Consider the following 20424-nt stretch of genomic DNA (forward strand, 5'->3'; position numbering starts at 1 on the left):
CCAGCCGCGCGAGCCGACCCGGGTCCACGCCTTCGGCCTTGGGCCGCTGCCCTCGCTTTGCGCTGCGGCCCCGGCCTTGACCGCAAGCCGACCCGGCTACGTTCCCGACCTCGGGTCGTCGCCTCCGATCGGCGCCGCGGCCGCGGCCACGCGACCTGCCCCCGGCCACGCGACCTGCCCCCGGCCACGCGCGGCCACCCCGGCCACGCGCGGCCACCCCGGCCGCGCCGGTCGCCCCCCGCCCACGAGCCGTTGCCCTCCTCTCACGCCGCGGCTTCGCCCTTGCGAGTCCAACCCGGCATGCGTCGCCGCATCGGCCTTGTGCTGCGACCTCGGCCTCGCACGGCTACCGCGGCGTCGTCGCCCCGCTCTCCGGCTACGCCCGCGCTGTGCGCCCCCGCCCCCGGCTACCCCGCGAGGAGCCGGGAGGCCGTGTAGATGGCCAGGCCGGCGAGTGCGCCGACCACGGTGCCGTTGATGCGGATGAACTGGAGGTCGCGTCCGACGTTGGCCTCGATCTTGCGGGTGGTCTGCTCGGGGTCCCAGCCCGCGATGGTGTCGGTGATCAGCGCGGTGATCTCGTCGCGGTAGGTGGTGACGACGTAGGTCGCCGCGTCCTCCAGCCAGCCGTCGATCTTGGCGGTCAGCCGTGGGTCCTCGGTCATCCGCGCGCCCAGCGACAGCAGTGAGGCGCGGACCCGCAGCCGCAGTTCGCTGCGCTCGTCCTCGGCCGCGGCGACGATCATGCCGCGGACCGAGCCCCACGCGGACTCGATGAGCTCCTGGACCTCGTTGCGGGCGATCAGGTCCTTCTTGAGCCGTTCGACGCGGGCCCGGGTGTCGGGGTCGGACTGCAGCTCGACCGCGAAGTCGGCCAGGAAGCGGTCGATCGCACCGCGGGCGGGGTGTTCGGGCATGTCCCGCATCTCGGCGGTGAAGCGCACCAGTTCCTTGTAGACGCGTTCGCCGACCCTGCGGTCCACGAAGCGCGGGGTCCAGCCGGGGGCGCCCTCCTGGACGGCGTTCATCACGGAGTCGGAGTGCTCGACCAGCCAGTCGTGCGCCCGGACGCACACCAGGTCGACCACGCGCCGGTGCCCGCCGTCCGCGACGATCCGCTCCAGCATCTTCCCTATCCCCGGGGCGATCTCCTGGGCGTCGGCGCGCCGGGTGATGGCCTCGCCGACCACGGCCTGGACGTCGGAGTCGCGCAGCACGGTCAGGGCGCCGCGCAGGGCGGCGGCGCCCTGTTCGGTGACGCGGTCGGCGTGTTCGGGGTGCTCCAGCCAGGCGCCGAGCCGGTGGGCGATGCCGACCTTGCGCAGCCGGGTGCGGACGACCTGCGGCGACAGGAAGTTCTCGCCGACGAAGTCGCCGAGGGTACGGCCGAGCGCGTCCTTCTTGGTGGGGATGATCGCGGTGTGCGGGATGGGCAGGCCGAGCGGTCTGCGGAAGAGCGCGGTCACCGCGAACCAGTCGGCGAGCGCGCCGACCATGCCGGCCTCGGCGGCGGCCGCGACGTATCCCGACCATGCCCCGGCGCCCGCGGACTCCGCCCATTTGGCCAGTGCGTAGACGACGGTGGCGGCCAGCAGCAGGCCGGTCGCGATCAGTTTCATGCGGCGTACGCCGCGTCGCCGGCCCTCGTCGGCGGGGCTGTACGAGAACGCCGTTGACGGGCCTTCGGCCGATCCGGTCATCGGAGCCGTTTTCATCCGTCGCATCCACTCCTTCCGCGTATCGTCCACACCACACTCATTGAGTGGAACGAACAACGAGTTCCCGGCGTCCGGCAGAGCAGACGGGCAGGCCCGAGGTCTCCATGGGATCATGGCGGCAGCGGATCGCGCCGGTTTCCCGCCCTTTGATCCCAGGAGTGAAGCACCGCATGGCCAGATCGACGGGTTATGTACTGCTCGCCGGAATTGTCGCGCTGGTCGCGGTCATCTCCGCCGCGATCTTCGTCACCGTCAGCCGTACCGATGCATCCGGCGATTCCGGGCGGTCCGCCGTGGCCGCCGGACTCCCCGGTGTCCCCAACCAGGCCGCGCCGGCGGCGTCGGGATCGTGGGTGGGTACCTGGTCCACCTCCCCGGCCGGCGGTGAGCCGGACACACCGGACGGCTACCCGGGGTGGTCGATCCGCAACATCGTGCACACCAGCGTCGGCGGCTCCTCGGTGCGCGTCCACCTCTCCAACACCTTCGGCCGGGCGCCGTTGCTGATCGGCCATGCGACGGTGGCGGTCGCGGCGGCCCAGGGGTCCCCGGCCGCGGCGGCCGGGACGATGCGGGCGCTGACCTTCGGCGAGCGGGCGTCGGTGCGGATCCCCGCGGGCGGCAGCGTCGTCAGCGATCCCGTGCAACTGGCCGTGCCGCACGCGGCGGACCTGCTGGTGACGACGTTCGCCCCGGAGGCCTCGGGCCCGGTGACCTATCACCCGCGGGCGCAGCAGACCTCCTTCATGGCGCGCGGTGAGCACACCGCGCGGGCCGGCGGCGCCGCGTACACCACGCGGACCCCGTACTGGCGGTATGTCACGGGTGTGGACGTCTTCACGCGGCAGGCGGCCGGGTCGGTCGTGCTGTTCGGCGACTCGATCACCGACGGCATCACCTCCACCTCCGGTGCGAACCACCGCTGGCCTGACCGCCTGGCCGCCCGGCTGCGGAGCTCCGGTGACCGGGCGCTGCGGCTCGGCGTCCTCAACCAGGGCATCAGCGGCAACCGGGTGCTGCGCGACGGCGAGAACGGCGGCAACCCCAGTGGCCTCAACCGCCTCGACCGCGACGCGCTCTCGCAGACCGGCGTCCGGACGATCGTCGTCGAGCTGGGTATCAACGACGTCATGCGTCCGCCCCAGCGGGCCGGCGCGGGCGAGATCCTCGCCGGGCTGCGGGAGATCGTCGCGCGCGGTCACGCGCGCGGGCTGCGGGTGCTGGGCGCCACGCTCACGCCGTGCGGGGGCCACGCGGGGTGCAACCCGCGGGCGGAGTCCGTGCGGCAGCAGGTGAACGCCGCGATCCGGGCGGGCACGGTCTACGACGCGGTGATCGACTTCGACCGGGCGCTGCGCGATCCGTACCGGCCGGACGCCCTGCGTTACGCGTACGACTCGGGCGACCATCTGCACCCCAGTGACGCCGGCTACCTGCGGATGGCGGAGACTGTGCAGTTGTCGCTGCTCACGAGCGGCGCCGCGGCAAAGGTGTGACGAGCACGGACGGGACGACAGCCATGACGGATCACGCGGGCGGTCTGCCCGGTTACGCCGAGCACTTCAGCGAGCCCGAGGGGTATCTGGACTTCGCCCGCTACGGGCCGCCCTCGCGTGACGTCCTCGACGTGACGGCGGCCGCCCTGGCGGCGTCCGCCGAGGCGGACCACACCACCGTCAACGACCTGATGCGGGCCGAGCCGCGGGCCCGGGCCGCGGCGGCCCGGCTCGCGGGCACGGACACCGCGCATGTGGCGCTGCTGCCCAACGCGTCCACCGGGCTCTTCCACGCCGCCTTCGGTGTGCCCGGTGGGGCCGTCCTGGTGCCGTCGGCGGACTTTCCCGCCAACCACTACCCGTGGCGGCGCGCCGAGGCCCTTGGCCGGGCGGTGCCGCGCTGGCTGGACGGCGCGCCCACCCCGGACGCGGTGCGCGAGGCGCTGACGGACGACGTCGTCGCGGTCTCGGTCAGTGCCGTCGACTTCCGCACCGGCTACCGCGCCGACCTGGCCGCGCTCCGCGAGGTCGTCGGCGACCGGCTGCTCGTGGTGGACGCGATGCAGGCGTTCGGTGTCGCCGAGCTGCCGTGGCAGGCGGCGGACGTGGTCGTCGCGGGCGGCCAGAAGTGGCTGCGGGCGAGCTGGGCGACGGGCTTCGCGGCGCTGTCGGACCGGGCCCTGGAGCGGCTGGAGCCCACGCTGACGGGGTGGACCGGGGTCGAGGACGTGGGCGTCTTCGACGACGCCGAGCACGCGGTCGCGCCCGACGCCCTGCGCTGGAGCATCACCAATCTGAGCCCGGTCACGGCGGCGGCCTTCGCGGCGGCGCTGGAACTGGTCGAGGGTGTGGGGGTGGCCGCCGTCGAGGCGCATGTCGCGCGGCGGGTCGACGAGCTGATCGACGTGGTCCGCTCGGCCGGCGGGGAGGTCCTGTCCCCGGTGGTCCGGGCCGAGCGTGCCGGGATCGTCTCCTTCGCGGTGCCGGGGATGGATCCCGCCCAGATCGCCAAGGCGCTCCACGCGCACGGGGTGACCCCGTCGGTGCGGGCGGACTCCGTCCGGTTGTCGGCGCACGCGTCGACGACGGCGGGTGCGGTGGAGCGGGTGCGCGCGGCGCTGGCCTCGCTGCGCTGACCGGCGGGCGCGCCACCGGCCGGCCGGGCGGGCCGGGGGTCCCGAGGGCCGGGACTCAGGAGGCCGGGGTGCCCCGGGCCGGGGCGGTGCTCGTGCCGTACATGCGGGCGATGACGTCCTCGATGGCGGGCTCGCGCACCGACAGGTCGACCACGCCGTGCCGGGCCGCGAGTTCCGCGACCAGGGGGGCCGCGCTCGCCGTCGCCGGGAAGGCGATCCACTGCCGGGGTCCCTCCACCCGCTCGCAGCGGGCGCCCGGCAGCTCGACGGGCGGCAGTTCGCGTTCGAAGTCGACGACGAGGGTGCGCTCGCTCTCACCGACGGCGTGCAGTCCGTCGAGCCCGCCGTCGTACATCAGGCGGCCGTGGTCGATGACCATGACGCGGCTGCACAGCTGCTCGATGTCGGTGAGGTCGTGCGTCGTGAGCAGGACGGTGGTGCCCTGCTCGGTGTTGACGGTCCGCAGGAACTCGCGGACCTTCGCCTTGCTGACGACGTCGAGCCCGATGGTCGGCTCGTCCAGGTAGAGCACCTCGGGGTCGTGGAGCAGGGCCGCGGCGATGTCGCCGCGCATGCGCTGGCCGAGCGAGAGCTGCCGTACCGGGACCTCCAGCAGCGGGGCGAGGTCGAGGAGGCCGATGCAGCGGTCGAGGTTGCGGCGGTAGCGGGCGCCGTCGATCCGGTACATGCGGCGGACGAGTTCGTAGGAGTCGCGCAGCGGCAGGTCCCACCACAAGGTGGTGCGCTGGCCGAAGACGACGCCGACGCGCCGGGCGAGCCGGGTGCGCTCGCGGGAGGGGTCGATGCCGGCGACGCGCAGGCGGCCGCCGCTGGGGGTGAGGATCCCGGTGAGCATCTTGATGGTGGTGGACTTGCCCGCGCCGTTCGGCCCGATGTAGCCGATCATCTGGCCCGCGGGGACGGTGAAGGAGATGCCGTCCACGGCCCGCACCCGCAGGCGTTCGCGGCGCAGCAGTCCGCCGGTGCGGCGGCGTACGTCGAAGACCTTCTCGACGCGGTCGAGTTCGATGAGGGGGGTCATGCCGGCATCAGCTCCCGGTGCTCCGGTACGAACGCAGGCCCGTCCGCCAGGCGGCGCCCGCCAGGGCGCAGCATGCGACGGCGACCAGCGGCGGGGTGAAGTCGACCCAGCCGGGCAGGCCCAGGGGGTCCTGGCGGCCCAGGATGCGCAGCGCGGGCAGCCAGTTGACGAAGGCGAGGGGCACCACGAAGGTTACGCCGCGCACGAGTTCCTTGGCGAAGACCGACGGCGGGTACTGCAGCAGGGTGTTGCCGCCGTAGGTGAAGGAGTTCTGCACCTCCGCGGCGTCGCCGGCCCAGAACTGGAAGGCGGCGCCGGCCACGAAGACCGCGCCGAAGATCCCCGCGCCGCTGAGCAGCATCAGCGGGAGCAGCGCGACGTCCAGCGCGGTCCAGTGGAGGTCCAGCCGGGTCACCGCCCAGCCCAGGACGAGCAGTCCCTGGCTGATCCGGCCGACGCGGCGCAGCGCGAAGCGGTCGGCGGCGACCTGCGCCAGGACGGGGGCGGGCCGCACGAGGAGGGTGTCGAGCGTGCCGTCGCGGATCCGGGGGCCGAGCCGGTCCAGGCTGCCCAGGGCGAGGTCGGCCAGGCCGAACGCGGTGCTCGAGGTGCCGTAGAGGAAGGCGACCTCGGGCAGGGAGAAGCCGCCGAGCCGGTCGATCTGCGAGAACATCAGCAGGATCGCGGCGAAGTCCAGCGCGGTCGCGGCGAAGTTGCCGAGCGCGGTCATCGCGAAGGACGTCCGGTACGCCATGGTGGAGCGGGTCCACATCCACACGATCAGCCCGTAGGCGCGCAGTGCCTCACCCACCCTGGACCACCACCTTGCGGGTGGCCGCGGACTGCAGCAGCCGCCCGGCGCCGAGCAGGACCACCGCCCAGGCGGCCTGGAAGGCCAGCGCCGCGGCGAGCCCGGCGCCGGTGTGCCGGCCGAGCAGGATGTCGGCGGGCACCTGGAGCAGCGCCGACCAGGGCAGCAGCAGGGCGATGTCCGCCAGGCCGCCGGGGAAGGCGTTGAGGGGCAGCAGTATGCCGGAGAAGAAGAGCGTGGACAGGGCGGACACGGTCACGATCCCGGAGCCGTCCATGAGCCAGAAGACGCTCAGGACGACGAGGTAGCGCAGGGAGAAGCTGACCACGACCCCCAGGCCGACCGACAGCAGGAAGAACGCCCAGGTGACGGCGGAGGCGGGGAGGGCGAGGTCGAAGGCGAGGGCCCCGCAGGCCATGGGGAGCGCGCCGCGGGCGAGCAGCTGGTAGCCGGCCCTGCCGAGGTCGGCGGAGAGCCACCAGGCCTGCAGGTCGGCGGGGCGGTGGAGGTCGACGGCGATGTCGCCGCTGCGGATGCGCTCGATGAGTTCGTCCTGGAACCCGCCGCCCATGAGCGAGGACGTCGCGAACAGCGCCTGGCCGATCCAGACGTACGTCAACGCCATGGACTGGTCGTAGCCCCCCAGATGGGGTCGTTCGTGCCACAGGGCGATGTAGGTGTATGCGGTGATGAAGCCGAAGACGGTATTGGTGAAGACACCGGCCGCGGTGGCCACCCGGTACGTCGCGTGGCGCCGGAAACCGCTCGCCGCCACGGTCGCGTACAGGTGCATGGGTCCCTCCTCCCGGTCCCGGGAACGGGTCCGCCCGTTCGCGCGCAAGCGCCCGACACTACCCGCGGTGACCGCCGCCTGCCACGGACTTTTCACCCGCCGGGGTGGCGGGCGTCACACCTTCGGCCTGTCACAGGCTTGTCACGGATGCACGCCCATGAACCCATTTGTCCTGATCGTGGGAGAGTGTCCGGCGGGTCGTACGGCACGATTGACCCAAGATGTTCCGCCGCGGCACAACCCTCGGCGGCCGCGGAGGAGTCAGTACAGACATGAGCAGCAGCAACGCTTCCCCCGGCGGCTGGGAGAACCGGCCTTCCGGCACGAGGCCGAAGCGCACCGGTGCCCGCAGACTGATCCCGAGCTGGCGCGCGGTGCTCGGCGCGTTCCTGTTGGTCGTGCTCGCGTGCGCGGGGGCGTTCATCATCGGCTACCAGCTGGTCGACATCCCCAAGGCGAACGCCGGTGCGACCGCGCAGAGCAGCGTCTACCTGTACTCCGACGGCACCCAGCTCGCCCGCGACGGCGCGATCAACCGCGAGAACGTGGGACTCGACCAGGTGTCCAAGGCCGCCCAGCACGCCACCCTCGCCGCCGAGGACCGCAACTTCTACAACGAGTCGGCGGTCAGCCCGAAGGCGATGCTCCGCGCGGCGTGGAACACGGTCACCGGCAAGGGCAAGCAGTCCGGTTCGACCATCACCCAGCAGTACGTCAAGAACTACTACCTCAACCAGGAACAGACCGCGGTCCGCAAGGCCAAGGAGTTCTTCATCGCGATCAAGCTCGACCGCGAGAAGAGCAAGGACGAGATCCTCGAGGGCTACCTCAACACCAGCTACTACGGCCGCAACGCCTACGGCATCCAGGCCGCCGCCCAGGCCTACTTCGGCAAGGACGCGGACGAACTCGGCCCCGCCGAGGGCGCGTACCTCGCCACCCTGCTCAACGCCCCCAGCGAGTACGACATCGTGGCCCACCCCGAGAACAAGGCGAAGGCCGAGGCCCGCTGGGACTACGTGCTGGACGGCATGGTCAAGGAGGGGTGGCTGAGCGGGGGCGACCGCGCCTCCCTGAAGTTCCCCACGCCGCAGAAGGCCAAGCCGGCCACCGGCATGTCCGGACAGCGCGGCTACCTGGTCGAGGCGGTCAAGGACTACCTGTACGCCAACAAGATCCTGGACGAGGAGACGCTGCGCTCCGGCGGTTACCGCATCACCACCAGCATCGACCGCAAGAAGCAGAAGTCCTTCGTGACGGCGGCCGAGAAGCAGCTGCTGGACCGGCTCGACCCCAAGAAGTACCCGACCGACAAGTTCGTCCGGGTCGGCGGAGCGTCGATCGACCCGGCCACCGGCAAAGTCGTCGCGATGTACGGCGGCATCGACTACACCAAGCAGTTCGTCAACAACGCGACCCGCTCCGACTACCAGGTGGGCTCCACCTTCAAGCCGTTCATCTTCGCCTCCGCCGTCCAGAACGACTCCACCACCCAGGGCGGCCGCCGCATCACCCCGTACACGGTCTACGACGGCAGGAACAAGCGCGAGGTCATCGGCCCGGACGGACCCACCGGCTACGCCCCGGCGAACGAGGACGACGTCTCCTACGGGCCGATCACGGTCACCCGCGCCATGGACAAGTCCGTCAACGCCGTCTACGCCCAGATGGCCCAGGACGTCGGCCCGAAGAACGTCAACAACACGGTCCGGGCGCTGGGCATGCCGGAGAAGGTGAAGCTGGTGAGCAGCCCGGCGATGGCGCTGGGCACCATGACGGCCAGCCCGCTCGACATGGCCCAGGCGTACGCGACGCTCGCCAACCACGGCAGGTACATCCCGTACACGATGGTCGTGAAGATCACCAAGAACGGGCAGCAGGTGCAGCTGCCCATGCGCCAGCCCCGGCAGGCCATCAGCCGTGAGGCCGCCGACACCACGACCTCGATCCTGCGCTCGGTGGTCCGCGGCGGCACCGCCACCGCCGCGCAGGCCGCGGGCCGCCCCGCCGCGGGCAAGACCGGCACGATGGAGGAGGACAAGGCCGCCTGGTTCGCCGGCTACACCCCGGACCTGGCCACCGTGGTCGCCGTCATGGGGCAGGACTCCAAGACCGGTGCCCAGGAGAAGCTGTACGGCACCCAGGGCCTGTCCCGCGTCAACGGCGGCGGTTACCCCACGCAGATCTGGGCCCGGTACACGGCGGGCGCCCTCAAGGGGCAGCCGGTGAAGAGCTTCAACCTGCGGCTGCAGCCCGGCGCCTCGGCGCCGCCGACCACGGCCCCGCCGGCCTCCTCGGCCCCGCCCACCATGGCGCCGCCGACCACGGCCCCGCCGGCCTCCTCCGCGCCGCCCACCACGGAGCCACCGACCAGCGAGGAGCCGACGGAGCCCGGCGGACCGTCCAGCCCCGGCGGGGACGGCGGCACGGAGGGCGGCGGTCTGCCCATCGGCGGCCTGGACGGCGACCCCGGGGGCGGGGACGCCCCGTAGGCCTGGCCTGGCCTGACACCGCACGGCACCGCCGGGACCCCGGCGGTGCCGTTCAGTGTCCCGAGGTCGCCTTCAGGCCGACCACGGACACCAGCAGAAGGCAGATGAAGAAGATCCGGGCGGCGGTCACCGGCTCGCCCAGCACGGCGATGCCGAGCACCGCCGCCCCCGCCGCGCCGATCCCGACCCACACCCCGTACGCGGTGCCGATGGGCAGCGTCCTGGCCGCGTAGGACAGCAGCAGCATGCTGGCCACGATGCCGAGCCCCGTGGCCACGCTCGGCCACAGGCGGGTGAACCCGTCGGTGTACTTCATGCCGACCGACCAGCCGACCTCGAGCAGGCCGGCGGCACACAACAGGGCCCATGCCATGACGGGCACCTCCACGATCCTCGGGGGTCAGGGGGTGCGTCGTCTTTGCATGGGCCCTGGTACGGCGCGTCTCGTCAGGGACGATCCCGACGATAACAAATCACAGGTAGAGGCCGGTGGAGTCCTCCGACCCCTGCAGCCGCTCCGCCGCCACCGCGTGCAGGTCCCGCTCGCGCATCAGCACGTAGGCCGTCCCGCGCACCTCGACCTCGGCCCGGTCCTCCGGATCGAAGAGCACCCGGTCGCCGACCTCCACGGTGCGTACGTTCTGCCCCACCGCGACCACCTCGGCCCAGGCGAGCCGCTTGCCGACGGCCGCCGTCGCGGGGATCAGGATGCCGCCGCCGGAGCGCCGCTCGCCCTCGGGCACGTCGGAGCGCACCAGCACGCGGTCGTGCAGCATGCGGATGGGAAGCTTGTCATGCGTATTCGAACTCACAGGTACGACGTTACCGGCGACGCCGGCGCAGCGAGAGCCCGGCCACCACGGCGACCAGCGCCACCGCCGCCACCGCGACCGGCACGATGCGCTCCACGCGCGGCGCTCCGTCCTCCGACACGAAGTGGCCCCGCAGCTCGGTCACGCCCCGGTTCACCGCCACGTACGCGCGGCCGGCGGTGCGGTCCACCGCCGAGGCGACCTTCGCCTTGGCGTCCGCCGCGATCGTGCTGGGGTGCACCCGCACCGCGATCTCGTCCAGCGTCGCGGCCAGCGCCTGCCGCTTGAGGGCGATGTCCGCCTCGATCTGAGCAGGGCTCCTGCCATCCGACACTGCTCCGCCTCCATCGTCCTGTCGACCGGTACCGTGCAGACAGTCTGTCAGCCCGCCCGTGCCGATGCCCGTCGGCACCCCGAATCGGAGAATGCACCATGAGCGAGCGCCTCCAGCCCGGCGACACCGCCCCCGCCTTCACCCTGTCCGACGCCGACGGCAACGAGGTCTCCCTCGCCGGCCACGCGGGCCGCAAGGTCATCGTGTACTTCTACCCGGCCGCGCTCACGCCCGGTTGCACCAAGCAGGCCTGCGACTTCACCGACAACCTCGACCTGCTCGCCGGCGCCGGCTACGACGTCATCGGCATCTCGCCCGACAAGCCGGAGAAGCTGGCCAAGTTCCGGGAGAAGGAGTCCCTGAAGGTCACCCTGCTCGCCGACCCCGACAAGTCGGTGCTGACCGAGTACGGCGCCTTCGGCGAGAAGAAGCTCTACGGCAAGGTGGTGACCGGGGTGATCCGCTCCACGGTCGTCGTCGACGAGCAGGGCAAGGTCGAGCACGCCTGGTACAACGTCAAGGCCACCGGGCACGTCGCCAAGCTCATCCGCGACCTCGGCGTCTGATGTTCCGTCGGCCCGGCCCCGGCATCGGCCCGCGGCCTCCGGCCCCGGCTCACGCCTTGGTGTGCGAGCCGGTCAGCGCGGCGTACACCACGACGTTCGCCGAGTAGGACTGCGTGGCGTGGTCGAAGGTGCCGCCGCAGGTGATCAGCCGCAGTTCGGGGCGGACCCCCGAGCCGTACACCCGGTCCGGGCGGAACCCCGCCTTGTCCACGAGTTCCACGCCCTCGACGGTGAACTCGGCGACCGAGCCGTCCGACCGGGTGATCTCCACCAGGGTGCCCTGCGTCACCGTGCTCAGGCCGTAGAAGACCGCGGCCCGGGTGCGGGTGTCGACGTGCCCGACGATCAGCGCCGCCCCCGCGTCCCCGGGGGCGGGACCGCGGCCGTACCAGCCCGCCACGTCCGGCGTGCTGAACGGCGGCGGGTCCACCGCGCCGTCGGCGGTGAGCCCGCGCTCCACCAGCTTGGCGTGGATGCCGGCCGAGGCGATGTCGATCCGCAGCGGGCGCGCCGGGGCCAGCGGGATGTGCGCCGCGTAGACCTGGGCGGGCCGCCCCGCCGTGCCGGCCCCGGACTCCGCCGTCACGGCGGCCCCGGGGGCGCCCACCCCGGAGCCGGGCGGGCCCGGGTGGACATATCCCCTCAGCCACGCGGCGGAGAGCACCACGGCGGCCGCCAGGGCCGCGACGGTACGTCCCTGCACCGGGTCAGCCCCGGGTGCGGCGGCGGTGCATGACCAGTCCCGCGGCCCCTGCCACGGCCAGCACGCCGGCCGTCACGGCGCCCGGCACCCCGGCCTGCTGCCGCCCCGCGGCTGTCTGGCGGGCGGCCGTCGCCGTGCCGCCGCCGCCCGCGGGGACGGGCGCGGACGGGTAGTCGGAGCCGCCCTCGGTGACCTCCAGCGTGCCCTCGTGGGACTGGCCGTCGCAGGTGACGGAGACCCGGTACGAGCCCGCGGTCAGGCCGGAGCGGACCACGGCGGAGGCGTACATCCCGCCGTCGCTCGCCGGGGCGAGCGTGACCGGGGTGACGAAGGCCGAGGAGCTGACGGTGCCGGTCCTGGCCCGGTCGCACGCGTCGGTCCGTACGTCCACGTCGCCGCCGGGGCCGGCCGAGCCTGGGTTGAGCGTCACCGGGCCGCCGCCGCCGCCGCCGCCCCCGCCGCCGCCGCCCCCGCCCCCGCCGCCTTCGTTCTCGCCCCCGCCGTCGTCGCGTCCCCCGTTGTCGCGGCCGCTGTCCTCCTGGTCGCCGTTGTCGCGGCCGTTGTCCTCGCGTCCCCCGTTGTCGCGGCTGTTGTCGTGCCCGTTGTCCTCGCGTCCCCCGTTGTCGCGGCTGTTGTCGTGCCCGCTGTCGTCGCGTCCCCCGTTGTCGTGCCCGCTGTCGTCGCGTCCCCCGTTGTCGCGGCCGCTGTCCTCCTGGTCGCCGTTGTCGCGGCCGTTGTCCTCGCGGTCGTCGTTCTTCTTGCCGTTGTCGTGCCCGCCGTCGTTCTTCTTGCCGTTGTCCTCGCGGTCGTCGCCCTTCGTCCCGAACTGCAGGAGGGGGTTGTTCCCGCCGTCGTCCCCGCCCCCGCCACCCCCGCCGCCGCCTCCACCGCCGCCTCCGCCGAACTGGAACGTCGTCCCGCTGGAGTTGCCACCGCCCGGCCCGTCGTCGGCCACGGCGGCGGGACCGCAGATCGCGATCAGTGTCGCCGCCGCGGCGGCGTACAGGGGAACGCGGGCGGCTCCCATGACAGAGCCCATGATCAAAACCTCCACTCACCCGGGCTCATGTCGTCGGAATCGTCGGACCCGGTGTTTCGAAGGTCCCTTCCCGTGCGGGCCCTCGCATGCGGTGGTGCTCCGTACGAGTCGGGGCGACCGGCCGGACCGGGGACCCGGCCGGACACCGCCCACAGGTGCACAGGTCACCCGGCCGGACTAGAGTCCGCAGCCATGACAGCGCGCAAGCCCATCGAATCTTGGCTCACCGACATGGACGGCGTCCTGATGCACGAGGGCATCCCCGTGCCCGGTGCGGACGCCTTTATCAAGCGCCTGCGGGATTCGGGCCGCCCGTTCCTCGTCCTGACGAACAACTCGATCTACACGCCCCGTGACCTGGCCGCCCGGCTCAGCCGCATCGGCCTGGACGTGCCGTCGGAGAACATCTGGACCTCGGCGCTGGCCACGGCCCGCTTCCTGGACGACCAGCACCCCGGCGGGACGGCCTACGTCATCGGGGAGGCCGGCCTCACCACGGCCTTGCACGACGCGGGATACGTGCTGACCGACCACGAGCCCGACTTCGTGATCCTGGGTGAAACGCGGACCTACTCCTTCGAGGCCCTGACCAAGGCCATCCGCCTGATCAACGCCGGGTCCCGCTTCATCGCAACCAACCCCGACAACACCGGCCCGTCGCCCGAGGGCGCGCTGCCCGCCACCGGTTCGGTCGCCGCACTGATCACGAAGGCCACCGGGAAGGACCCGTACTTCGTCGGCAAGCCGAACCCGCTGATGATGCGCACCGGGCTCAACACCATCGGCGCCCACTCGGAGACCTCCGCCATGATCGGCGACCGCATGGACACCGACGTGCTGGCCGGCCTGGAGGCCGGGATGCAGACGTTCCTGGTGCTCACCGGCCTGACGAAGGCGGGCGACATCGATCGCTTCCCGTACCGTCCGACCACGGTCGTGGACTCCATCGCGGATCTCGTCGACCTCGTCTGACGGCGACGCGCCCCGGCCGCGACGGGCCGGGGCGCGGCATGCCGGCTGCCGGTGGCCGCCTGCCGGACCTCGACGCAGGAGCCGAGGCCGGCGTCGATGTCGGCCCGGTCGGACTGGAAGCGGTTGGCGACCCGGATCGCGCCCCTGTCGATTCCGGGTGCCGGCGCGCCGCCGGCCAGTACCCGACCCTCGCCGGGTCCTGGGCCGCCGACGACAACAGCGACCCCTACGCCCTGTACTCCTGGGACGGCAACGCCGGAGCGCCCCCGTCAGGCTGTTCGACCTGCCCACCTCGGACCCGGGTGCCTGGGAGGGCGTCGTGGACGTCCCGGACCTGACCGTCCCGGGCGCCCGCGCGCAGCTGCCGGCCGACAACGGCGCCGCCGACCTCTACGGCGACGGCAAGGAGGCCAAGGACCTCACCCATCCCGAGTGGCAGAAGTCCCGCAGCACCTGGTTCACCCTCGGCGGCTGAACCGCAGGGCGGCACCGCCCACCACCAGCAGCACCCCGGCGCCCGTGAGCATCAGCGCGGGCGCCCGGTGCTGTTCGCCCGTGGCGGCGAGCCGGGGGGCGGTGCCCGTGCCGGTCACGGCGCGGTCCGGGCCGGCCGCCCCGCCGGGGGTGCCCGGGGCGGTCTCGTCGCCCTTGCCCGGTCCGGGGCCGGGCCCTTCCCCGGTTCCGGGGCCCGTGCCCGCGGAGGCGCCGGGCGCCGGGGACCCGCCCGGCTCCGTACCCGGACCGGTGCCGGGCACGGAACCCGTGCCGCCGTCCCCGCCGTCCCCACCGCCGCTCTCGTCGCCGGTCCGGGCCGGCGAGGGCGACTGCGGCCCGGCGGTGTCGTCCCGTGGCGGGACGACGTCGAAGTCGTAGCCGGCGGACTCCCCGACCCAGTCGCCGTCCCGGCCGCGCCGCTCCATGATCGTCGCCGACGCCGTGACCCGCCCCGCGGGTGCCAGGGCCGTGAAGCGCAGTCGCAGCGCGATCGCCGTCCCACGCCCCGGTGGCAGGGTGGTACCCGGTCCGTTCTCGCCTCCCACCACGGCGACGTTCTCGGCGTTGCCCGTGTGCTCGACGGGCACCGGCCGCCACACGCGGCCCCGTTCGCCCCCGGCGCCCCGGGCGTCGGTGACCTCGTACTCCAGGCGGATCTGATCAGCCGTCAGTTTGCGGCCGCGGTCGACGAAGACGATGACCGGGTGCACGTCGCGCAGCGGTTCGCGGGACCGGTTCCGCAGCTCCACCCGGAACTCCCGTGCCCCGGCCCCCGCCGTGTACGCGTGGGGGCCGCCCAGCAGTCGGGCGGTGACCGGGAACGGCTCACCGGCCGCCGCGGAGGACGTCAGCACGGCCGCGGCAGCGGCGACGGCGAGAGCGCTACACCACCTCATGGGCAGCGAAGCTCTCACGGTCATCGGCTGATATGCCCGCGCGGCGCGGCGGCGGTCCGCCCCCGCACCCGTACGGGCGGCTAGCCCACCGCCGTATGGCCGAAGAGCGGCGCCAGCGCCAGCAGAGCGGCCCCCTCGGCGACCACGCGCCGGCCGGCCGGCGCGACGCTGACGGGCACCGTGCGGCCGGCCGCGCGCAGGGTGCGCGGGTCCATCGCGGCGGCGACCTCGCGGGTGAACAGCCCCGGATCCGCCAGCACGGTACGGCCGCCGAGCACGACCCGGTCGATGTCCAGCAGGGAGACCAGGTTGGCGGCACCGACGCCCAGCAGCCGGGCCGCCTCCGCCCGGTCGCCGCGGCCGACGGCGGCCAGGCACAGCGCCTCCAGGCAGCCCCGGTTGCCGCAGGCGCACACCGGCCCGTCCAGGTCGACCGCCTGGTGGCCGAACTCCCCGGCACCGGTGCGGGCGCCGCGGTGCAGGGCGCCGCCGAGCACGAGGCCGGCGCCGAGCCCGGTCCCCAGGTGCAGATAGCCGAACGAGTCCCCGGCGGCCCGGCCCGGCCCGGCACCGGCGTCCCCGCCGGGCGGGAGCACGGCGAGCGCGGCGGCGTTGGTGTCCTTGTCCAGCACGACGGGCAGTCCGAGCCGTTCGGCCAGCGCGTCGCGCAGCGGGAAGCCGTCCCACGCGGGCAGACCCGTGACGCGGTGCAGCACCCCCGTGGCGTGGTCGAGCGGGCCGGGGCAGGCGAGCCCGGCGCCGAGCACCGCCCCGGCCGCGCCGGGCGTCCCGCCGACGGTCTCCCGGACCAGGCCCGCCACCGCCTCCAGCACCTCCCCGGCCGGGCGGCCGAGGTCCAGCGGGACGGTCCCGGTGTCCGCCACGCCGCCCGCGAGGTCGGTGAGCACCACGGTCGACTCGTCGCGGTCCAGGTGCACCCCCACGGCGTACCGGGCGCGCCGGGCCAGGCGCAGCAGCGTGCGCGGCTTGCCGCCGGTGGGGGCGCCGCGGCCGGCCTCGTCCACCAGGCCGTCGGCCCGCAGCCGCGCGGTGATCTTGCTGACGGCCTGTGGGGTCAGCCCGGTGCGCTCGGCCAGTTCCAGGCGGCTGATGCCCTCGCCCTGGCCCACCGTCGCCGTCCGCAGCAGGCCGAGGACGAGGGCGGCGTTGTGGCTGCGCAGCGCGGGCAGGTTCGCCCCGGAGATTCCCCTGTTCACATCTCCCATTGTCGGCCTCGCTTGCACTTTGGCAACAGCGTTGCTTAAGTGGTCCCATGGCTTCCGCACCTCTTCGCGTCGGGCTGGTCGGCTACGGCCTGGCCGGCTCGGTCTTCCACGCCCCGCTGATCGCAGGCACCGACGGACTCGTCCTCGACACCGTCGTCACCAGCAGCCCGGAGCGCCGGGCACAGGCCCGCGCCGAGCACCCGGACGTCCGCCTGGCCGACAGCCCGGACGAGCTGTGGAAGCGCGCCGGCGAGCTCGACCTGATCGTCGTGGCCTCGCCCAACAAGACCCACGTCCCGCTGGCGACCGCCGCCCTGGAGGCCGGACTGCCGGTCGTCGTCGACAAGCCGGTCGCCGGGACCGCGGCCGAGGCGCACGCCCTCGCGGCGCTCGCCGAGGAACGCGGTCTGCTGCTGTCGGTCTTCCAGAACCGCCGCTGGGACAACGACTTCCTCACCCTGCGCGGCCTGCTGGAGCGCGGCGAGCTGGGCGAGGTGTGGCGCTTCGAGTCCCGCTTCGAGCGGTGGCGGCCGAGCCTGAAGGGCGGCTGGCGCGAGTCCGGCGACCCCGCCGAGATCGGCGGTCTGCTGTACGACCTCGGCAGCCACCTGGTCGACCAGGCGCTCACCCTCTTCGGTCCCGCCGTCTCCGTCTACGGCGAGCTGGACGTGCGCCGGCCCGGCGCGCAGGTGGACGACGACGCCTTCGTCGCCGTCACCCACGCCGGCGGCGTCCGCTCCCACCTGTGGATGAGTGCCACCACGGCCCAGCTCGGCCCGCGCTTCCGGGTGCTCGGCAGCACCGCCGGATACGTCAAGCACGGCCTGGACCCGCAGGAGGCCGACCTGCGCGACGGCGGGCGCCCCGCGCCCGGCGCCGAGTGGGGCACCGAACCGGACTCCGCCTGGGGCCTGCTGGGCGCCGGCGACGACGTGCGCCGCGTGCCGACCGTCCCCGGGGACTACCCCGCGTACTACGCCGCCGTCGCCGCCGCCCTGCGCGAGGGCACCGCGCCGCCCGTCACCGCCCGCGAGGCCGCCGACGCGCTCGCGGTCCTGGAGGCGGCCGCCGTCTCCGCCCGCGAGGGGCGTACCGTGCGGCTCGCGCCGACGGCCTGACCCCGCGCCTCCGGCAGGGCCCCGGGAGCAACAGCGCCCGGCCCGCGGTCCGCTCCTCCCGGAACCGCCGGCCGGGCGCTCCTCACCCTCGGGCGCCGGGACCGCGGGAGTGGTCCGGCGCGTCAGGGGAGAGACGGTGGGCCCGCGCCCGGCACAGCCGGGTGGTCTCGTACGAGGACGGCGGCTCCGGCGCCGCGCCGCGGGACACGGCGGGCGGGTGGTCGTGGCCGGTGTCCGTCACGCACACCGAGCAGCGGGCGCCGTCCACGCCCAGCGTCACGCGGAACCGGCGCGCCTGCCCGTGGGCGACGACATAGCCGCAGGCGACGCCGATCGCCTCGGCCACCCGCGTTCCCGCGGCGCCGTACGCCAGGGTCTCCAGCGCCGCCCCGCTCATCCGGGCGGCGAGGGCTTCGCTGCCCGGGGCGCGCTGCAGGGAGAAGGTCCAGGAGACGTCGAGTGCGGATCTGCGCGGATCGGACAGGGACAGTCGTGAGGAGGCCGCGAGCTTGGCCATGGCCGGACCACGTCCTGGAGGCGTCGTAGGAGGCACTTCCGGCGACCGGGGTCCTGGGCCGCCCTGTCAGGCTAGAACACCTGAACGCGGCCGGGCCAGGGCGTGTTGGGGGCGCGCGAACGGGGCGCGCGTCAGGCCGAGGGCTCCGGCCAGTCCGGGAGGATGGTGAAGCAGTGGGTCAGCCGGGTCACCCGCAGCGTGCGCAGCGTGAACTCGTCCCGGCACACCAGCCGTACGCGCCCGGCGTGCTCCTCGGCGCGGCGCCGTGCGCGCACCAGCGCGGACAGGCCGCTGCAGTCGATGAACTCGACCGGCCGCAGATCGACCACGATGTCGGGGTGGTCGGCCCCGGTCAGCACGTCCAGCGCGGCGGACACCCCCGGCGCGGTGAGCGCGTCCACCTCGCCGTCGAGCGTCACCAAAGTGCTGGCCCCGTCCGCGCGCTGGCGGATCCGGGGCGTGGTGTCTGTGGCGTCGTCGGGCATGGAACCGTCTCCGGAAACGGAAAGCGTGGGACTGAGGGACGGGACGCCACCGGGGTCCGGGGTGGTGGGGTCCAGCCTATGCCGGACGTTCCGTCACGCACCCGGTGAATGATGAAGACTTGACTTTCCACCGCCGGTGGATCATGATCCGGCGTCCCGCAGCGCGTCGGAGTCCACCGCGCCCGTCACGACGCCCTGTGCCAGCTCCGCCAGCCGGACCCGGTGGGTGCGCGCATACCGCCGCAGCACCTCGAACGCCTCGTCGACACCGACGCCCCAGCGCTCCGCCAGCACGCCCTTGGCCTGTTCCAGGGCGACCCGGCTGTCCAGCGCCGCCTGCAACTGGCCGGCCAGGACCTCCTGCCGGCGCCTGGCCCGTTCCTGGAGTATCCCGACCGCGGCGGCGTCCGCGAACGCCCGGGCCAGCGCCACATCACCGCCCGGCGGTTCCCCGGGCGCCCCGCGGAACAGGTTCAGCGCGCCGATCACCTGCGTGCGGCGCCGCAGCGGCACCGCGTACGTGGCGTGGAAGCCGCTCTCCCGCGCGAGCGGGGCGAAGTGCGGCCAGCGGTCGTCGCAACGCGACAGGTCCGGGGCGGTGACCACTGCCGAACCGCGGTAGCAGTCCAGGCACGGACCCTCCTCCCGCTGCCGCCCGAGCAGTTCGCCCGCCCCGCCGCGGCCGGCCGCGGTCCGCAGCCCGCCGCGCCCGTCGTCCAGCAGCAGTCCCGCCGCCGTCACGTCGAGGAGTTCCACGCAGCGGTCGGCCAGCCGCCCGAGGAAGGCCCCCACGTCGAAGTCGTGGTCCAGGGTGTCCGCCAGCTCCACGAAGACCTCGGCGAGCCGCAGCTCGCGCAACTCGCGCATCGGGTGCTCTGTCACGTCCGGCTCCAGCCCTCGGCGGCCACGGCTTCGCCGGGGGATTCTGCCATGACGGCGAAGCGCGGCATTCGACGGGAAAGACGACCACTGACCCGTTCCGCGGGCCCCTTGACGGTTCGGTATGTCAGGATTGACGGCGACCGGTCTCGTCCCGCCATCCAAAGGGGAGTGGATGTTCGGCACCAACACCGGCCCGCTGCGCAGAGCGGCCTGCGCCGTGTCCGCCGCCGTACTGCTCTCCGTCGCGCTGGGCGGCTGCTTCGCCACAGGGAAGCCCGGGGGGAGTCAGAACGAGGGCCGGAGCCCGGGCCCCGGCAGCACGGCAGGTTCCCCGTTCTGGGTCAACCCCGACACCGCCGCCGCCCGCGAGGCCGCGCAGTGGCGCAGGGACGGCCGGGGTACTGCACCCGGTACGGGCCGCCGGGCTCCGGCTCGGTGAGCGGGCCCGCGAGTCTGCTGTAGTGCTCGTAGTCGTACCGGGGTGCCACCGCGCCCGGCCTCGGCCGGGACGGGCCGGGAAGGGTCCGGTCCGGGATGACGGGCGCGGGCGTGCCGGGCCGAGGATCGGTGGTGTACTGCTGGGCGCCGGGTGTCGGCGTCATGTGGATGCTCCCCCCGAAGCATGTGCGCCGCTGTCGCGGCGGTGTTGGCGTCCCCGGGCGCCGCGGCCCCCCCGCCCCCGGGGCATACGTGGGCGTTTCTGTGGCCTCCGGGTCGTGTGAGGCCGGGCTATGACTCGTCAACGACCGGACCACGGTGAGGTAACGCCTGCATCCACCCCCTCCCCCTGAGGGCCGTCCCCTGGACCCCTATACGGAAAAAGCCGCCGAAACGCGACCCGTCCGTTCCCCGATTGGGGGGTATGGGCGCGTTTGGCGGATACATGCCCTG

The 20424-nt window shown here is 73.7% G+C and carries 21 protein-coding genes, 2 pseudogenes and 1 riboswitch; of the genes and pseudogenes, 8 read left to right on the forward strand and 15 right to left on the reverse strand.

What is annotated here, in order from left to right; translation table 11 throughout:
• Nucleotides 1–407: 407 nt before the first annotated feature.
• The gene (locus ACWDAS_RS02400) at nt 408–1715 is read right to left on the reverse strand and encodes a DUF445 domain-containing protein (RefSeq protein WP_450386684.1); all 1308 of its coding nucleotides are present in this window, start codon (nt 1713–1715) and stop codon (nt 408–410) included.
• 173 nt (nt 1716–1888) lie between these two features.
• Between ACWDAS_RS02400 and ACWDAS_RS02405 the strand changes: the two genes are divergently transcribed.
• Entirely contained in the window at nt 1889–3214 is a 1326-nt protein-coding gene (locus ACWDAS_RS02405; protein ID WP_450386686.1) for an SGNH/GDSL hydrolase family protein, read from the forward strand.
• A 23-nt stretch (nt 3215–3237) separates the two neighbouring features.
• Nucleotides 3238–4350, forward strand: a complete 1113-nt coding sequence (locus tag ACWDAS_RS02410) for an aminotransferase class V-fold PLP-dependent enzyme (RefSeq protein ID WP_450386687.1) — start codon at nt 3238–3240, stop codon at nt 4348–4350.
• A gap of 55 nt (nt 4351–4405) precedes the next feature.
• Here the strand turns inward: ACWDAS_RS02410 and ACWDAS_RS02415 are convergent, their stop codons facing one another.
• From ACWDAS_RS02415 to ACWDAS_RS02425, 3 genes are read right to left on the reverse strand one after another with little or no spacing between them, the layout of a single operon-like run.
• Nucleotides 4406–5392 carry an ABC transporter ATP-binding protein gene (locus tag ACWDAS_RS02415; RefSeq protein ID WP_450386689.1) on the reverse strand — a complete coding sequence of 329 codons (987 nt, stop codon included), beginning with the start codon at nt 5390–5392 and terminating at the stop codon, nt 4406–4408.
• Between the two features lie 7 nt (nt 5393–5399).
• Complete coding sequence (locus ACWDAS_RS02420; RefSeq protein ID WP_450386691.1) at nt 5400–6203, reverse strand: ABC transporter permease; 804 nt, start codon at nt 6201–6203, stop codon at nt 5400–5402.
• Nucleotides 6196–6996, reverse strand: a complete 801-nt coding sequence (locus tag ACWDAS_RS02425; protein WP_450386693.1) for an ABC transporter permease — start codon at nt 6994–6996, stop codon at nt 6196–6198. The genes ACWDAS_RS02420 and ACWDAS_RS02425 overlap by 8 nt, the downstream gene beginning before the upstream one ends.
• A gap of 272 nt (nt 6997–7268) precedes the next feature.
• On the opposite strand from ACWDAS_RS02425, the gene ACWDAS_RS02430 reads away from it, so the two are divergent.
• Complete coding sequence (locus ACWDAS_RS02430; protein ID WP_450386695.1) at nt 7269–9488, forward strand: transglycosylase domain-containing protein; 2220 nt, start codon at nt 7269–7271, stop codon at nt 9486–9488.
• A gap of 52 nt (nt 9489–9540) precedes the next feature.
• On the opposite strand, the gene ACWDAS_RS02435 is transcribed toward ACWDAS_RS02430, so the two are convergent.
• From ACWDAS_RS02435 to ACWDAS_RS02445, 3 genes are all read right to left on the reverse strand, one after another.
• Entirely contained in the window at nt 9541–9861 is a 321-nt protein-coding gene (locus ACWDAS_RS02435; RefSeq protein ID WP_450386697.1) for a DMT family transporter, read from the reverse strand.
• Between the two features lie 33 nt (nt 9862–9894).
• Nucleotides 9895–9962, reverse strand: a riboswitch (guanidine-III (ykkC-III) riboswitch).
• Nucleotides 9962–10300 carry a GroES family chaperonin gene (locus tag ACWDAS_RS02440; RefSeq protein WP_026251892.1) on the reverse strand — a complete coding sequence of 113 codons (339 nt, stop codon included), beginning with the start codon at nt 10298–10300 and terminating at the stop codon, nt 9962–9964. Its footprint overlaps the riboswitch before it by 1 nt.
• Nucleotides 10301–10310: 10 nt before the next feature.
• Nucleotides 10311–10634: a DUF3618 domain-containing protein gene (locus tag ACWDAS_RS02445; protein WP_431959688.1), complete on the reverse strand. Its 324-nt coding sequence runs from the start codon at nt 10632–10634 to the stop codon at nt 10311–10313.
• 98 nt (nt 10635–10732) lie between these two features.
• Between ACWDAS_RS02445 and bcp the strand changes: the two genes are divergently transcribed.
• Nucleotides 10733–11200, forward strand: a complete 468-nt coding sequence (bcp, locus tag ACWDAS_RS02450) for a thioredoxin-dependent thiol peroxidase (RefSeq protein ID WP_450386699.1) — start codon at nt 10733–10735, stop codon at nt 11198–11200.
• A 49-nt stretch (nt 11201–11249) separates the two neighbouring features.
• On the opposite strand, the gene ACWDAS_RS02455 is transcribed toward bcp, so the two are convergent.
• Nucleotides 11250–11903: a class F sortase gene (locus tag ACWDAS_RS02455; protein WP_450386701.1), complete on the reverse strand. Its 654-nt coding sequence runs from the start codon at nt 11901–11903 to the stop codon at nt 11250–11252.
• A 4-nt stretch (nt 11904–11907) separates the two neighbouring features.
• Nucleotides 11908–12942: a hypothetical protein gene (locus ACWDAS_RS02460; protein ID WP_450386703.1), complete on the reverse strand. Its 1035-nt coding sequence runs from the start codon at nt 12940–12942 to the stop codon at nt 11908–11910.
• 192 nt (nt 12943–13134) lie between these two features.
• Here ACWDAS_RS02460 and ACWDAS_RS02465 point away from each other — a divergent pair, with 192 nt between their 5' ends.
• Together ACWDAS_RS02465 and ACWDAS_RS02470 are read left to right on the forward strand one after the other, a co-directional pair.
• Nucleotides 13135–13914 (forward strand): HAD-IIA family hydrolase, encoded by a 780-nt coding sequence (locus tag ACWDAS_RS02465; protein WP_450386704.1) that lies wholly within the window; start codon nt 13135–13137, stop codon nt 13912–13914.
• Between the two features lie 161 nt (nt 13915–14075).
• Nucleotides 14076–14389: pseudogene (locus ACWDAS_RS02470) on the forward strand (hypothetical protein); the annotation flags it as partial.
• Here ACWDAS_RS02470 and ACWDAS_RS02475 read toward each other — a convergent pair.
• Nucleotides 14373–15305 carry a hypothetical protein gene (locus ACWDAS_RS02475; protein WP_450386706.1) on the reverse strand — a complete coding sequence of 311 codons (933 nt, stop codon included), beginning with the start codon at nt 15303–15305 and terminating at the stop codon, nt 14373–14375. The pseudogene ACWDAS_RS02470 and the gene ACWDAS_RS02475 overlap by 17 nt on opposite strands.
• Before the next feature lie 80 nt (nt 15306–15385).
• On the reverse strand, nt 15386–16531 hold the full coding sequence (locus ACWDAS_RS02480; RefSeq protein WP_450386707.1) for an ROK family protein: 1146 nt from the start codon (nt 16529–16531) through the stop codon (nt 15386–15388).
• Between the two features lie 47 nt (nt 16532–16578).
• Between ACWDAS_RS02480 and ACWDAS_RS02485 the strand changes: the two genes are divergently transcribed.
• A complete protein-coding gene (locus ACWDAS_RS02485) occupies nt 16579–17649 on the forward strand; it encodes a Gfo/Idh/MocA family oxidoreductase (RefSeq protein WP_450386709.1) in 1071 nt (356 codons plus the stop codon).
• 82 nt (nt 17650–17731) lie between these two features.
• Here ACWDAS_RS02485 and ACWDAS_RS02490 read toward each other — a convergent pair whose 3' ends face one another.
• From ACWDAS_RS02490 to ACWDAS_RS02500, 3 genes are all read right to left on the reverse strand, one after another.
• Nucleotides 17732–18166, reverse strand: coding sequence for a hypothetical protein (locus tag ACWDAS_RS02490; protein WP_450386710.1), 435 nt, complete (start codon nt 18164–18166; stop codon nt 17732–17734).
• A gap of 131 nt (nt 18167–18297) precedes the next feature.
• Nucleotides 18298–18651 (reverse strand): STAS domain-containing protein, encoded by a 354-nt coding sequence (locus tag ACWDAS_RS02495; protein ID WP_450386711.1) that lies wholly within the window; start codon nt 18649–18651, stop codon nt 18298–18300.
• A gap of 141 nt (nt 18652–18792) precedes the next feature.
• Nucleotides 18793–19533 carry a GAF and ANTAR domain-containing protein gene (locus tag ACWDAS_RS02500; RefSeq protein ID WP_450386713.1) on the reverse strand — a complete coding sequence of 247 codons (741 nt, stop codon included), beginning with the start codon at nt 19531–19533 and terminating at the stop codon, nt 18793–18795.
• Between the two features lie 172 nt (nt 19534–19705).
• On the opposite strand from ACWDAS_RS02500, the gene ACWDAS_RS02505 reads away from it, so the two are divergent.
• Nucleotides 19706–19972, forward strand: a complete 267-nt coding sequence (locus tag ACWDAS_RS02505; protein WP_450387295.1) for a hypothetical protein — start codon at nt 19706–19708, stop codon at nt 19970–19972.
• Here the strand turns inward: ACWDAS_RS02505 and ACWDAS_RS02510 are convergent.
• Nucleotides 19932–20135 (reverse strand): annotated as a pseudogene (locus tag ACWDAS_RS02510) (glycosyl transferase); the annotation flags it as partial. The gene ACWDAS_RS02505 and the pseudogene ACWDAS_RS02510 overlap by 41 nt on opposite strands.
• Nucleotides 20136–20424: the final 289 nt, after the last annotated feature.

The sequence above is a fragment of the Streptomyces sp. NPDC001070 genome, assembly GCF_053598835.1.

Excerpts from the sequence above, each read along its gene's own strand:
- ACWDAS_RS02400 (WP_450386684.1), bottom strand. The coding sequence starts at position 1,715 with ATGAAAACGGCTCCGATGACCGGATCGGCCGAAGGCCCGTCAACGGCG.
- ACWDAS_RS02405 (WP_450386686.1), top strand. The coding sequence starts at position 1,889 with ATGGCCAGATCGACGGGTTATGTACTGCTCGCCGGAATTGTCGCGCTG.
- ACWDAS_RS02410 (WP_450386687.1), top strand. The coding sequence starts at position 3,238 with ATGACGGATCACGCGGGCGGTCTGCCCGGTTACGCCGAGCACTTCAGC.
- ACWDAS_RS02415 (WP_450386689.1), bottom strand. The coding sequence starts at position 5,392 with ATGACCCCCCTCATCGAACTCGACCGCGTCGAGAAGGTCTTCGACGTA.
- ACWDAS_RS02425 (WP_450386693.1), bottom strand. The coding sequence starts at position 6,996 with ATGCACCTGTACGCGACCGTGGCGGCGAGCGGTTTCCGGCGCCACGCG.
- ACWDAS_RS02430 (WP_450386695.1), top strand. The coding sequence starts at position 7,269 with ATGAGCAGCAGCAACGCTTCCCCCGGCGGCTGGGAGAACCGGCCTTCC.
- ACWDAS_RS02435 (WP_450386697.1), bottom strand. The coding sequence starts at position 9,861 with ATGGCATGGGCCCTGTTGTGTGCCGCCGGCCTGCTCGAGGTCGGCTGG.
- bcp (WP_450386699.1), top strand. The coding sequence starts at position 10,733 with ATGAGCGAGCGCCTCCAGCCCGGCGACACCGCCCCCGCCTTCACCCTG.
- ACWDAS_RS02460 (WP_450386703.1), bottom strand. The coding sequence starts at position 12,942 with ATGGGCTCTGTCATGGGAGCCGCCCGCGTTCCCCTGTACGCCGCCGCG.
- ACWDAS_RS02465 (WP_450386704.1), top strand. The coding sequence starts at position 13,135 with ATGACAGCGCGCAAGCCCATCGAATCTTGGCTCACCGACATGGACGGC.
- ACWDAS_RS02475 (WP_450386706.1), bottom strand. The coding sequence starts at position 15,305 with ATGAGGTGGTGTAGCGCTCTCGCCGTCGCCGCTGCCGCGGCCGTGCTG.
- ACWDAS_RS02480 (WP_450386707.1), bottom strand. The coding sequence starts at position 16,531 with ATGGGAGATGTGAACAGGGGAATCTCCGGGGCGAACCTGCCCGCGCTG.
- ACWDAS_RS02485 (WP_450386709.1), top strand. The coding sequence starts at position 16,579 with ATGGCTTCCGCACCTCTTCGCGTCGGGCTGGTCGGCTACGGCCTGGCC.
- ACWDAS_RS02490 (WP_450386710.1), bottom strand. The coding sequence starts at position 18,166 with ATGGCCAAGCTCGCGGCCTCCTCACGACTGTCCCTGTCCGATCCGCGC.
- ACWDAS_RS02495 (WP_450386711.1), bottom strand. The coding sequence starts at position 18,651 with ATGCCCGACGACGCCACAGACACCACGCCCCGGATCCGCCAGCGCGCG.
- ACWDAS_RS02505 (WP_450387295.1), top strand. The coding sequence starts at position 19,706 with ATGTTCGGCACCAACACCGGCCCGCTGCGCAGAGCGGCCTGCGCCGTG.